This is a genomic window from Paenibacillus glycanilyticus NBRC 16618 (genome assembly GCF_004000805.1).
GTDB lineage: Bacteria > Bacillota > Bacilli > Paenibacillales > Paenibacillaceae > Pristimantibacillus > Pristimantibacillus glycanilyticus.
On sequence record NZ_BILY01000007.1, the window covers coordinates 119,767 to 133,507 of the forward strand.

The window sequence follows — 13,741 nt, forward strand, 5'->3', positions numbered from 1 at the left end:
CTTCATCCTCTAAGCTGTGATATTGAACAGCTGTTCAAAGTTATGGACGAAGGTGCCTCGCTAAAGGTTGCTAAAAGCTGATTTCCCGCTTGTTCTTTTTGACGGCCGTCATCCTCATATACAAGTAAAGCAAGGTGAACCCGACCAGTCCGATTAACGCCATTCCCGTTCCCGTCCAATAGATGGACTTTGGCCCGACTTGCTGGAACAGATACCCGCCGAGAAATCCGGATGCGATTCCCGACAAGCCGCCCCATGTCAACGCATAGACCGCCTGCCCCGATGCCCGCAGCTCGCTGGGCACAAGAAGTGCCGTCAGCTGCGTACCGATATAGTAGAAAGCTCCAAACGTCAGACAATGCAGCGCCTGGATGAAAATAATCTGCTCCGCGTTGCCCGCTCCCGCCATGAGGAACCAGCGAAGCGCATACAGCAGGCTGACGAGAATCAGGCAGCTGACCATCGTCCGGGCATGCTTGGACAAGTACCGGTCAAAGAGCAGGAATACCGGAATTTCGAAGACGGAGGACAGAAAGGCTGACCAGCCCACAAGATCCGTATGCCCGCCAAGCTCCGTCATGTACAATCCGATAAACGTTGTGTTCATCGAGTTCGGAATCGAGATCAGAAGCCCGATTACGAGAAACACGAGAAACACCCTGTTGCCGAGCATCTGCCGGTAATTTACGCCCTGAGCCGTCTTTGGGGAGGATCCTCTTGGCAGGGTAAAAGCGAATCCGATCGCGATCAGCATCATAATCGTATACACCAGCCATAGCCGGCTGATGCCGATCTGCCCGAGTATCGGCCCCGTAACCAGAGCAAGTATCGCCCATCCGCAGGATCCCCATAACCGGAATGCCCCGAACTTGTGGCGCGTCCCTTCGATGCTGTTCAGGATCAGGCTGTTGCTCTGCGAGAACAACGGCATCTGGAAAAAGAAAAAGAGCAGCATGCAGCCAAATATAAACGCGTAGGAATCGCTTAAAAAAACGAGCTGCATCGCGACAAGATTGCCGACCAGCATCAGAATAAGGATCAGCCGGATATTGCGAGTCCGGTCGCTTAAATAACCCCATAACGGGTTGGCAATAAGCGACACGATAGGGCCGCCTGCCATAAGAGCCCCGATCTTCAGCGGATTAATTCCGATCGACTGCAAGTAAAGGGCAAAAAACGTGCTGTAGACCGCTATCGTTCCGTAACTGAAAAAATTGAACGCCTTAATAAAGTGAAAGCTTCTTCTTTCTATTTTTCCTTCTATCTCACTCATGTTGTCCATCACCGCTTTCTTTGCAGCCTAGACGGGAATAGCCGTTGAGCTTGACCGGGCGATGACTTCCTCCGCCGTCACTTCGCGGCCGAGCTCCTCCGATAAATAAATTCCTTCGCTGATCAGCATCGTACGCAGCGCAATATCGGCTGTCGGCAGCAGCGGAACCCTTCCTTGCAGTGCCGCAATCCAGTGATGCTGCGAGGAGTCGTAAGCGTCTTCATTCCCGCGAAGCCGGTGCCAGCGCAAATCCATCATGTCCAGGTCAATCGTGCTGTCCATATCGATATCGCAAACCGTGCTATGGTAGCTGAATGGCTGGGAGGATTCGCCCGACAGTCCGTTAGGCAATCTGACGCCTCCTTCCGAGCCAAGAATGCTGCTTCCCTCAAAGCTTCCCATATGAACCGACCAAGCTTCGATCAGGTCAAGCGTTAAACCGCCCTTGAACCGGATAAAACCGGTGGCCAGCTCCTCCACGTTAAACCCGCTGCTATTCTTGCGTTCCTCCAGCATCGCCATCTCCTGATACACCTTGCCCGAGATGCGTTCTACTTCCGGATTGCCAAGCAAATAGAGCAGCTGTGCCACATGGTATACGCCCATATCGAGCAGAGCGCCTCCAGCAGCCGTTTCTTTGCGGGTGAAAAAGGGCGTCCCGTACCCGTCTACATACGGACGATTTCTGCGGCGGAAGCCGGTGGAACGCGCATGGTACAGCCTGCCAAGCTTGCCGCCGTCAATCAGCGTTTTGGCCGCTTTCGTATCCTTGCCGTACAGCGTAAACAGCTGAATATGCAGCAGCTTGCCCGTTTCCTCCGCCGCCTCCAGCATTCTTCTGCCGTCCTCGTAAGTACCGGCGATCGGCTTCTCGCAATACACATGCTTGCCGGCCTCGAGCGCGGCAATCGTGACGGGAGCATGGAAGTTATTGTGCAGGCAGACATCAACCGCAACGATATCCTCGCGCCCAATCAGCTCGCGATAATCCGAGTATACATGCGGGATCCCGTATTGCTCGGCTACCCTTCTGGCCTCCGCCTCGTTTACGTCGCATACCGCGATAATCTGGGCGCCGGCGATCTGTCGGTACTTCTCGATATGCTGCTTGCCGATCTGGCCAACGCCGATTATCCCGATTTTAACTATCTCCATTACCCTTCACTCCTTAAGTCAGCTTCGTCCGCAAGCAGCTTTTTCACCATGCCGAGCAGCCTCTCCGTCTCCAGATACTGCCGCTTCGCCGCGTTGTATTCAATTCCCCAATATCCCTTGTAACCCGCATCCTTCAATGTTGCGATCGTATTCAAAGCATCGCCGGATACGGCGGTTTTTTCATCGAAATGGGTATGGTAGGCCCACGGCGCAACCAGCCTGTCGCCCTCTTCAGGGTCGGCTTTCCACCGTCCGAGATGGACCAGGAAGCCAAAGGCCGGGTGGTCGACCGCTTCGGCGATCCGTCTCATTTCGCGCGGCAGCAGCGATGCGCCCATATGGTTCTCGGGGCCGATCAGGAAACCGTTATCCGACGCAAATTGCGCAAACTCCCTGTATGTCCGGACCGTATAATCGAATTGCTCCTCCGTCATCGTCTCCACGTCATGATAGCTGCCGCCGGTATCTATCCGGACGGTCTTCGCGCCGAGAATGACCGATGCGCGCAAATGCACAATCGCGTTATCATAAAGCCGTTGTCGCACCTCAGGATCCGGATCCCACAGATGAGCGCCGTCGACGGCGAAGTTGACCACCGACATTTCCTTTTCGTCCAAAGCCTCGCGGATTTTGCGGATATAGCTTTCCTCTGCAAGTTGATAGATCGGCCCCGTGCTGCGGTCTATAAAGAAGCCGTTCCACAGATCGGCGACATCCAGCTTGTAACGGTATTTGACCGTTTCCAAATAGCCGAATACATCCATTTTCCCTTCCAGGTACGTGTTGTTAAACGAATAGCCTCCAATTGATACGTTCACGATTCCTCACTCCCGCTGATCAATATGTCCATCCCCTTCCATTATAGGGCTTGAACAGCGCGAAAAAGGGATATTTTTGGCGGCTTGCGGGGTAAATTTCTATTCGCCTTGCAACGCAAAAAGAAGGATCGTTCTCGAAAATGAATGCCTTTTATAAGAAAACAGCAGCTTTCTGCGGCGCTCACGTGTTGGATATTGCCAATATGAGCATAATAAGAAGGAAAAATGCCGCCCGCCAAGCCGAATCAATCTATATTCAAGATAATAATGATACATATTCGTTATTTAAGTTTTAAGGCCTGTTTATAATATAATGGATGCATAAGTAAGTTCTAATTTCCGTCCCTTTGAACTTCAAAATCCTAGACGGAGGTATCTGTCGATGTCATCTGGCAATTTACACAAGCAAGATCCTTGGGCTTCCTATTATGGGCCCAACCTTGGTTACGTCCAAGAACAATACGAACTTTTTAAACAAAACCCTGAATCCGTCGTAGCCGAGTATCGCGAGCTGTTCGAGCAATATGGCGAACCGCCTCAATACGCAGGCCAAACGGCAGCACCAATCGTAACCGCGCAAGCTTCCGGCGGCGCCGCAATCGATGCCAAAGTCCTTCAAAACCTAGTAGCGGCTGGTAAGCTTGTATGGAACATACGCGCTTTCGGCCATTTAGCTGCGGATATCGACCCGCTCGGTATCAGTCCTAAGGTAAGCACCAACATGCTGGAACTTGAAACATACGGTCTAACGCAAGCCGATCTCGCTGCCCTTCCGGCAGAGCTTGTCTGGACGAAAGCTCCCGCTGACGTTAAAAACGGCTGGGACGCGATCGAGAAGCTTCGCAAAGCTTACACCGGAACGATCGCTTACGAGTTCAGCCACGTTCATAACGAAGAAGAACGCGCATGGTTGAAGCAACGCGTGGAGAAAGAAAATCCGGGAACCAAGCTGAATACGGAAGAACGCAAGAAGGTTCTGACGAAGCTGTTCGAAGCCGAACAGTTCGAGGATTTCCTGCAGCGCACATTCGTTGGCCAGAAACGCTTCTCGGTTGAAGGTAACGACGTTCTCGTAGCTCTCATTGACGAGATGGTCCATGAGCTGTCCAATGACGGCGTTAAACATATTCTGATGGGCATGGCTCACCGGGGCCGCCTGAATATTCTGGCGCATGTGCTCGGCAAGCCTTACAGCAAGATTTTCTCCGAATTCCATAATGCAACGAACAAGAAAATGAGTCCGTCCGAAGGCTCCATCGGCATCAACTACGGCTGGACCGGCGACGTGAAATATCACCTTGGCGCGAACCGTTCGATCGGTACGGGCGAAACGGTTAAGACCCGCATTACGCTGGCGAACAACCCGAGTCACCTCGAGTACGTGAACCCGGTTGTCGACGGCTTCACCCGCGCGGCGCAGGATGACCGCACGGCTCCCGGCTATCCGAAGCAGAACGCGGATCTTGCCGCTGCGATCATTATGCACGGCGACGCCGCTTTCCCGGGCGAAGGCATCGTGGCGGAGACCATGAACCTGTCGCAGCTTAACGGCTACGCGCATGGCGGTACGCTTCATATTATCGTCAACAACAAAATCGGCTTCACTACGGAGAGCCACGATTCCCGTTCGACGCATTACGCAAGCGACGTTGCGAAAGGCTACGAAATTCCTATCGTTCACGTCAATGCCGATGACCCGGATGCGGTAATCGCGGCGGCCCGCATGGCAAGCGAATACCGTACGAAGTTCAAAAAGGATTTCCTGATCGACCTGATCGGCTACCGCAAATACGGTCACAACGAAACCGACGATCCGGAAACAACGCAACCTACGATTTACAAAAAAGTAAAAGCTCATCCGACGGTAAGCCGTATCTTTACGGACAAACTGATTGCGGAAGGCGCGATTACCGAGCAAGAAGCAGAAGGCCTGAAGCAAGAAGTTATCGGCCGTCTGAAAGCAGCTTACGAGGAAATGAAGAGCCGCGAGGGCCAAGAGCCGGTTCATCAAACGCAAGGCCTGCCTAACGATCTGGCAACCGGCGAAGCGGTAGCTCCTATCTCGGTTGAAACCCTTCGCGAGATCAACGCCAACCTGCTGAAATGGCCGGAGAACTTCAAGGTTTATCCGAAGCTGCAACGCATCTTGGAACGCCGCGCAACGGCTGTGAACGACGGCGAGAAAATGGATTGGGGCCATGCCGAGACGCTTGCGTTCGCATCGATTCTGGCGGAAGGCAAGCCGATCCGCATCAGCGGCCAGGACGTAGAACGCGCAACGTTCGCACACCGTAACCTGGTGCTGCATGATGCCGAGACTGGCGACACGTTCTGCCCTCTCCATCACTTGCCTGAAGCGAAAGCATCGTTTGCGATTCATAACAGTCCGCTTTCCGAAGCAGCCGTGCTTGGCTTCGAATACGGGTACAACGTACACGCTCCGGAGACTATGGTCATCTGGGAAGCGCAGTACGGTGACTTCACTAACGTTGCGCAAGTACTGATCGATCAGTTCATTTCCGCCGGCCGTGCAAAATGGCAGCAAAAATCGAGCCTGATCATGATGCTTCCGCACGGTTACGAAGGTCAAGGACCGGAGCACTCCAGCGCTCGTCTGGAACGCTTCCTGCAGTTGTCCGCCGAAGAGAACTGGACGGTTGTGAACCTGTCCAGCGCGGCGAACTACTTCCATCTGCTTCGCCGCCAAGCTTCGATCACGGAAAGCGATGCCGCTCGTCCGCTGATCATCATGGCACCGAAGAGCTTGATCCGCAACCCTCGCGTAGCCGCGGAAATTTCCGAGCTGAGCAACGGTTCGTTCAAGTCCGTTATCGAGCAAAAAGGTCTTGGCGCGAAGCCGGACCGCGTAGAACGTCTCGTTCTTGCGACTGGCAAAATGGCCATTGATATTGAAGAAGCAATCGAGAAAAACGGCGATCAAGAGCTGGATTGGCTGCATGTCGTACGCGTTGAGCAGCTGTATCCGTTCCCTGAGAAAGAAATCGCGGCGATTATCGAACGCCTGCCGAATCTGAAGGAAATCGTCTGGGTACAAGAAGAGCCGCAAAACATGGGTTCGTGGTTCTACATGGAGCCTCGTCTGCGCAAAATCGCGCCAGCCGCTGCAAGCGTAAGCTACATCGGCCGTCCTGAGCGCTCGAGTACGGCAAGCGGCTTCCAGCAAGTACACAGCTTCGAGCAGCAGCACATTTTATTGCAAACTTTAAAATACAGTCCGACGTTGACATATAACACAGGGAGGTAAGCTCACGTGCAACAAATCATAGTACCGGCAATGGGTGAATCAATTACGGAGGGCACAATCTCCAAATGGGTCGTTAAAGTAGGAGACGCCGTTAAACAAGGCGACGTGCTTCTTGAGCTTGAAACAGACAAAGTAAACATCGAAATCAGCGCTGAGCAAGACGGCGTTCTGCAAGAAATCGTGAAAAACGAAGGCGACACCGTTGAAATCGGTGAAGTCATCGGCACAATCGGAGCTGGCAGCGGCGCTGCCGCTCCGGCACCGGCTGCTCCGGCAGCTGAAGCAGCGCCTGCACCGGCAGCCGCTCCGGCTCCTGCAGCTCCAGCTGCTGCTCCGGCCACAGCGGTAGCCGTTGCTCCGGCACCTGCGGCTGACAGCCACCTGAATGCTTCTCCTGCAGCCCGCAAGCTTGCAAGAGAAAAAGGCATCGACATCAGCGAAGCGCAATCGACGCTTGGACGCGTTGAGCTTCGCCCTGCGGCTCCTGCACCTGCAGCAGCACCGGCTCCAGCTGCAAAAGCGGCTCAACCGGAATTTACGTCGAACAAGCCATACACTCGTACGAAAATGTCCCGCCGCCGCGCGACAATCGCTAACCGCCTCGTTGAAGCACAGCATACGGCAGCTATGCTGACTACGTTCAACGAAGTGGATATGACAGCGATCATGGACGTTCGCAAACGCCGTAAGCAATCGTTCCTGGACAAACACGAAGTTGGTCTTGGCTTCATGTCCTTCTTCACGAAAGCAGTTGTTGGCGCTCTGAAAGAGTTCCCTAACCTGAATGCTGAAATCAACAACGGCGATATCATCGCTAAACAATACTACGATATCGGTATCGCGGTATCGGCTAAAGAAGGTCTCGTTGTTCCGGTCGTGCGTGACGCGGACCGCCTGAGCTTCGCAGAGATCGAGAAATCGATCGTATCCCTGGCTAAAAAAGCACGCGACAACTCGCTGTCGCTGGATGAACTGCAAGGCGGTACATTCACGATCACGAATGGCGGTACATTCGGATCGCTCTTGTCGACGCCAATCCTGAACGCTCCGCAAGTCGGCATCCTGGGTATGCACAAAATCCAGCTTCGTCCGGTAGCAATCGACGCAGAACGTTCGGAGAACCGTCCGATGATGTACATCGCCCTCACTTACGATCACCGTATCGTTGACGGCTCGGAAGCCGTACGCTTCCTTGTAAAAGTAAAAGAAATGCTGGAAGATCCAGAAACCCTGTTGCTCGAAGGCTAAGAGAAGACGGGCCGTACCTAGTCACTTTGACTTGGGTACGGCCCTTTTTATTCCCTATTTTGGATAACCGTTTTTCAATTTCGCTGTCCAGGTAAGCAGCGCCATGATGTCTTTACTAAATCCCTTTATCTTGTTCTGGGTTATATCCTCCTCGATTACATATCTCACGCGATCGTCTTTCAGATTCCTGTATACATAGGTAACTTCCCTATTTTCGAAAATCAATTTTTCAATCTGCTCGAGTTCCTCCGATTTTACCCCCTGCTTCTCTTGAAGGAACTTATCTATCGTACTTGAATCAAGCTCGAACGTTTTCAGATCGGACAACCTATTCGCCTGATTTGGATTCGAGATTTTTAGTACTTCACCGGTTCCCGCATTCAATACAAGCTCGTATCTGTGGTTGCTTGACGAGGTAATGGTCAAATAAAACAAACCCTCGGGTACCTCTTTAAGCATCGCTTCTGCATCTTTTCTTTCATCCGGTTCTATATTCTGCTCAACAAGCCCCTTAAGCGCGTTTATATCCACCACCCTCACTTCGAATTGAGCCTGATCGGCCGAAAGCCGCACTCCGAAATACTTTCCAAGCGCATTCAGCCCAAGTGACTTTGTGGATTCCACGGCAAGGACTCCCCTTGGCATAGAAATTGCATCATTTTTATTGTCTTCCTCGATTTTCTTAACCATAACGACATTCTTGGGGATAGGATTCATAAGGGATCCACAGCCGGTCATCAGAAGCAGCAGTGCAAAAGCTAAGAATAAACAGGCTAACTTGTTCATAGTGCTGCTCCTCTCCGGCTGAACGCGATACTAAACGTGGTTCCCTGCTCCGGTAAACTTCTCACGCTTATTACGGCATTGTGCAGCGTCGCTATGCTCTGGCAAATCGAAAGCCCCAGGCCGGCGCCGTTGTTTCTCCTGGTTCGGGCTTTATCCGTCATATAGAATGGTTCGAATATGCGATCCAGATGCTCGCTTTCAATCCCCATCCCTTCATCTTCGATTTCCAGAATACAATCTGCGCCCTGACGGAATGTACGGATCACGATGCTTTGGCACTCCGACGAAGCCTTGATCGCATTGTCAACGAGATTAAAGATCAGAATCTTCATCAAATCTTTCTCCAGCGGCAGACGGGCTGACTCACAGCTAGTCTTTATCGCTATTCGTTTTTCCCTTGCTTTCATTTCCATTGCAGGCTTTATCTCCGCAAGGATCGAGCAGATATCCATATCCTCCATAGGATACTCGGTTCCTTCGAGCATGATTAAATTCATCAGCTTAAAAGAAAGGGATTCAAGCCGCTTTCCCTCGGATAAGATCACATTTAATCCATCCAGCAGCTGGGTAGCATCTGTTTTTGCCGTTCGAAGGTAGTCCGCATAACCGATAATCGAAGTTAATGGCGTTTTTAGCTCATGCGTAAAATTATCGATAAACAACTGCTTTTCCCGGTTGAGCCTCTCCAAATCTTTGATTTTATCCTCTATTACCGATGCCATAATATTGAAATTGTTGGCTAATACGCCGATTTCATCCTTCGATCTTGATTCCGCGCGCTCGTAAAAAGCTCCGGCTGCGATAAATTGAGCAGTACGAATAAGACGGTGTATAGGGGTGGTCAGCCTTCTGCTGACGATAAACATGATCATCATGTAGGCGGAGCAAGCGACAATATCGACCTTTAGGTAAAATTGATACTGATCCATACGCTCCCGGTAAACGGATGTGATATCTTTCATATACGTAAACGTATATATTTTCCGATTAATTTCCGTAAGGTTGGAAGTAAACAGGATGGTTCGGTTTCCGACATCGCGCAAAATATACCTGATTTCATTTGTTTTCAGCTTTTCTGTTTCTGCCCGATTCATGGACATCTCAAAGTCAGTATTGTTATAGACGCTTTTTCCTTTATCATCCTTAATCGTCATATAAACGCCTTCGTCACCAACCTTTCCAACGAATGCTTTAGCAATATTCGCAAGCACGTTTTCCTCGTACTGCTCAGAATCGTAAATAAGGACGACAGGCAATATGGCATCTACGCTTGAATGAATATTCATATTCTGGCTTAACGCATTATTGATTTCGCGAGTGAGTATCTTCCCGTGATTTCGTTCAATGACGATAACGGAGGTGACATTGAAGATAAGGAAAAATACCAGAATCGAATACGTGAAAATCTTTAGCCAAAACCTCATGGCTAATCCTCCAGCCGGTAACCGATTTTGAAGACGGTTTTGATTCGGTCTTGCAATCCAAGCTTTTTGCGCAGCGACTTGATATGCATGTCTACCGTTCTTGTATCGCCGTAGTAGTCCATGCCCCATACTTTATCAAGAAACTGCTCCCTGGAAAGCGCGAGATTTTTGTTATTAATCAGAACAAGAAGCAGGTCAAATTCCTTGGGTGTCAGCTCCACCGGCTCATCCTTTAAAGTCACTATCCTTTTGTTCGGATACACACGGACGCCATCAATGGTAATCTCCGCCTCCTCCTTGCCGTATCGGCGCAGTACGGTTTCAATCCGGGCAAGCAGTTCTATTCCCTCAAATGGTTTGACCATATAATCGTCGGCCCCAAGCTTGAGGCCGTTTACTTTATCGAATACGGTATTTTTCGCAGTCAAAAAGATAACGGGTATCCCCTTCGGTCTGATTCTTTCCATTAGAGCAAAGCCGTCCAGCTTTGGGATCATAACATCCAAAAGAACAAGATCTATTCCCCCTCCCTCAATCGCCTCTAGCGCCGCGATTCCGTCATAGACCTGTACCGTTTCATAATGAACAAGAACGAGATTCATCTTAATAATATTTGAAATGTTCATATCGTCTTCGACGATCAGAATCCTTTTATCCATGACCAGCATCCCCACTTCTTCCGATTATCCGTTACTCCGGGCATCACTCATTGTAAACGCCAATTCTTAAAAAAAACGAAATATCCGGAATACAAAATAATCCAATAATTAGGGAACGGTGCATTTATCGAATCGCCTCCTCAATGAGTCCCGCGTAGGCCTCTGCTCCTTTCGGCTGCAAATGAACGCCGTCTTTCGTAAACCATTCCGTCTTACCTTTGCTGAATGAATGCCAATCGATCAATTTCACATTAGAATGCTCATCGGCCGCTTCCGCCAGCGTCTTGTTCACCGAATCCTGCCAATCTCTCGGCACGCGGGAATTCACCACATAAATTTGCTTGTCCTCTCCGATTGCATCCAATAGCTCATCCAGCTTATTCGAGCTAAACGGTCCATTCGTACCCAGCTCGATGACAACTGTACTTTCCAGTTGATGATCAGCCTTTAATGTATTTACTACATCAATTGCGTCTGATAATTGCCGGCTTACCTTTCCGTCGACCACGATGTTTGGAATAAGCTTTTCCAAATTTGGTTTTACGCCAACGATTACGGAATCCCCAATCACCGTTACGCCTCCCGATTGTCCCACATGCGTTGCTGGTGAATGACCTGGTGCCTGCGTCGGTGTCGCCGTATCAGGAATATTCGCAGAAGTTTCTTCAGTTGTTTCGCGAGGAAGGGCCGATTTATTGTTTCCGGCACCTTCGCATGCTGTGATTAGAAGCATATTCATAATTGCCATGCCCAAAGTGATTGTCCGATAAACTTTTTTCATTTTTTTAGAATTCATCGACTTTCTCTCCTTCTTCTTGTTTTTAAACCATGTGCCGTTACGAATCGGATTCTCAAGATAGCGGTAGGATAAGGAAGAAATAATGAGGATTATGACTAATTGAACAAGCTGGTACAGCAGGTTTGACTCCGCACCGGGTTCCTTGGGGCCAGCCAGCACCTGCACCGGATAATGCCATAAATAAATGCCGTAGGAACGAACCCCGATCCAGCGAAGCGGCTTCCATGCCAATAACCTTCCTATTTTGCTGAACGGGCTCGCTGAAGCGACAATAACTAATCCGGAAGCCACAGATAAAACAAGCATACCGCCTCTATACAGCGAATCGTCATATTTGTCTATGCTCGCTATCATCCAAATCGAGATGCAAAGTCCAATTGCCCCTGTGACATCCAGCAAAATGCTTCCCTTTTGAAAGGGCTCGGCAAGCTTGCGACTAGGAATAAAAATCGCGAATGCTGCACCAATCAATAGCCCAAATGCACGCGTATCCGTTCCGTAGTAGACCCTGCTCGGATCGGTCCCGGGCATATATAAGAACGCCATGGCTATGAATGAAGCAGCCGCAACAGTCAATGTTGCTGCCAACAGCTTACCTCGCGTCGGGATAGGAATGAAACGGATCATCCCCCATATGAACAGAGGCCATAGCAGGTAAAACTGCTCCTCCACTGCCAGCGACCATAGATGACCTATAGGCGATAACGGACTAAAGCTTTCGAAATATGAAACTTGCCGATAAATCAGATACCAATTGCTTGTATAGGTTAGGGCGGATAACAACTCCCTGTGAATAACGGATAATCGTCCGGGGGCGGTAAGCGCCAGATAGACGGTTACCGCTAGAAGCATGAACAGCATGGCCGGAAGCAGCCTTAAGGCTCGTCTGATCCAGAATCGGCCAAGGTTGAACCTTCCGGTGTTTCTTCTTTCTTCGAGAAGCAAATCGGTAATGAGGTAGCCGGATAAGACGAAAAAAACTCCAACCCCAAGCAATCCCCCTGAAGCGGCAGGCCAGCCGAAATGATAAGCGATTACCGCGAATACGGCAATGGCACGCAGACCATCCAGACCAGGCATGTATCGGTTTTTCGTTTGCGGTATATTATTCCCCTCCGTCTCCAACTTTTGCTCCAGTGGTATCCGTATTCAAACCAGATTGTTCGGTGTCATCACTATTTTTCAGGATCTCTTTTACAAATTCATGCACTTTATCTTGGCTTTTAACGGCTAATACCGAGGCGCCATTCACTTTCTTGCCTTCAAGCAAATCCATTGGCGGCACTTGCGCAGTGCCTGCCAGCTCGCTTTTGGAACCGAGCGATGCCAGCTTAAGCATATCGGAGACGTCCAAATTAGTTTGAATATAAGGGGCGGCGCTTTCCGCTATTTGTTTCATGCGTGTCAAATTCCAGCCTGATTTCAGCTTATCCGCAACGGCTGCAAGCAATTTTCGCTGGCGTTCGGTACGGGCAAAATCGCTCATTGCGTCATGGCGGAAACGGACATATTGCAAAGCTTTTGTTCCATCGAGTTTCTGCATGCCTTTTGTCAAATGAATATCGTAAAGGTTTCCGTCCGCGTTGTCCGTATAATTCATGTCCTTGTCTACATCTAAGTCTATACCGCCAATTGCGTCGATTAACGACTTGAAACCCTCGAAATCCGTATAGACATAATATTGGATATGGAGGTCAAGCAAAACGCCTACGGTCTTCATCGCCAAGTTCGGACCGCCCAGCGCAAGCGATGTATTGATTCGTCCTTCACCGTGGCCTTCAATAGGGATATAAGTATCCCTCAGTACAGAGAACAAACGGGCTTCCTTCGTCAAGGGATTAATTGAAGCTACCAACAGGGAATCCGAACGCGCGGATTCGTTCTTCTTTAATCCCCGATTATCCCCTCCCATCAGCAGGATGTTAACGGGCTCTGTTCCGGTCCACTCGACAGGTTTCATGGATTCATCCTCTTGATGTGCGCCGATTTGAAGTTCATTCTTCGATGTGTCAAGATTATCGAGCGCCCGATATACCCCCATGCTTTGATAACCGAAATAGCTTGTAGGAATTAGAATCAAAACAGCGATACGAAACGAAATCATCCATTTCCTTCGAGCCCTTAGTGCTTGCTTTTTGCTCACTTTATTCTCCTCCTTGTCTTACCTGGTGCAGATACAGTATAGGACAGGGATATATTCGCGATATGGGAGAGTTGTGATGAAGTTGTAAAGTCGGAAGATAAGAAAAAGACGTTCCTTAAGTCATTGAAATGACTAAGGAACGTCCCCTATTTATATGATGTTGGCCGCTTA

General features: G+C 50.0%; 10 protein-coding genes. 2 read left to right on the plus strand and 8 right to left on the minus strand.

Annotated elements, in window-relative coordinates; all coding sequences use genetic code 11:
- Positions 1-70: 70 nt before the first annotated feature.
- Genes PGL01S_RS07375 through PGL01S_RS07385 form a run of 3 tightly spaced genes read right to left on the minus strand, consistent with a single transcriptional unit; the run spans position 71 to position 3,246 of the window.
- Positions 71-1,273 (minus strand): MFS transporter, encoded by a 1,203-nt coding sequence (locus tag PGL01S_RS07375; RefSeq protein ID WP_244935540.1) that lies wholly within the window; start codon positions 1,271-1,273, stop codon positions 71-73.
- 27 nt (positions 1,274-1,300) lie between these two features.
- Positions 1,301-2,428 carry a Gfo/Idh/MocA family protein gene (locus tag PGL01S_RS07380; protein ID WP_127492997.1) on the minus strand — a complete coding sequence of 376 codons (1,128 nt, stop codon included), beginning with the start codon at positions 2,426-2,428 and terminating at the stop codon, positions 1,301-1,303.
- Positions 2,428-3,246 (minus strand): sugar phosphate isomerase/epimerase family protein, encoded by an 819-nt coding sequence (locus PGL01S_RS07385; protein ID WP_127492999.1) that lies wholly within the window; start codon positions 3,244-3,246, stop codon positions 2,428-2,430. The genes PGL01S_RS07380 and PGL01S_RS07385 overlap by 1 nt, the downstream gene beginning before the upstream one ends.
- Positions 3,247-3,628: 382 nt before the next feature.
- Here PGL01S_RS07385 and PGL01S_RS07390 point away from each other — a divergent pair, with 382 nt between their 5' ends.
- Together PGL01S_RS07390 and odhB are read left to right on the plus strand one after the other, a co-directional pair.
- Positions 3,629-6,511 (plus strand): 2-oxoglutarate dehydrogenase E1 component, encoded by a 2,883-nt coding sequence (locus tag PGL01S_RS07390; protein ID WP_127493001.1) that lies wholly within the window; start codon positions 3,629-3,631, stop codon positions 6,509-6,511.
- 6 nt (positions 6,512-6,517) lie between these two features.
- Positions 6,518-7,759, plus strand: coding sequence for a 2-oxoglutarate dehydrogenase complex dihydrolipoyllysine-residue succinyltransferase (odhB, locus tag PGL01S_RS07395; RefSeq protein ID WP_127493003.1), 1,242 nt, complete (start codon positions 6,518-6,520; stop codon positions 7,757-7,759).
- A gap of 54 nt (positions 7,760-7,813) precedes the next feature.
- Here the strand turns inward: odhB and PGL01S_RS07400 are convergent, their stop codons facing one another.
- From PGL01S_RS07400 to PGL01S_RS07420, 5 genes are all read right to left on the minus strand, one after another.
- Positions 7,814-8,545, minus strand: a complete 732-nt coding sequence (locus PGL01S_RS07400) for a hypothetical protein (RefSeq protein ID WP_127493005.1) — start codon at positions 8,543-8,545, stop codon at positions 7,814-7,816.
- The gene (locus tag PGL01S_RS07405) at positions 8,542-9,969 is read right to left on the minus strand and encodes a sensor histidine kinase (RefSeq protein WP_127493007.1); all 1,428 of its coding nucleotides are present in this window, start codon (positions 9,967-9,969) and stop codon (positions 8,542-8,544) included. Before PGL01S_RS07405 ends, PGL01S_RS07400 begins: the two co-directional genes overlap by 4 nt.
- Before the next feature lie 2 nt (positions 9,970-9,971).
- Positions 9,972-10,628 carry a response regulator transcription factor gene (locus PGL01S_RS07410; protein WP_127493009.1) on the minus strand — a complete coding sequence of 219 codons (657 nt, stop codon included), beginning with the start codon at positions 10,626-10,628 and terminating at the stop codon, positions 9,972-9,974.
- Between the two features lie 124 nt (positions 10,629-10,752).
- Entirely contained in the window at positions 10,753-12,552 is a 1,800-nt protein-coding gene (locus PGL01S_RS07415; RefSeq protein ID WP_244935541.1) for an acyltransferase family protein, read from the minus strand.
- Complete coding sequence (locus PGL01S_RS07420) at positions 12,533-13,531, minus strand: LCP family protein (RefSeq protein WP_127493196.1); 999 nt, start codon at positions 13,529-13,531, stop codon at positions 12,533-12,535. The genes PGL01S_RS07415 and PGL01S_RS07420 overlap by 20 nt, the downstream gene beginning before the upstream one ends.
- Positions 13,532-13,741: the final 210 nt, after the last annotated feature.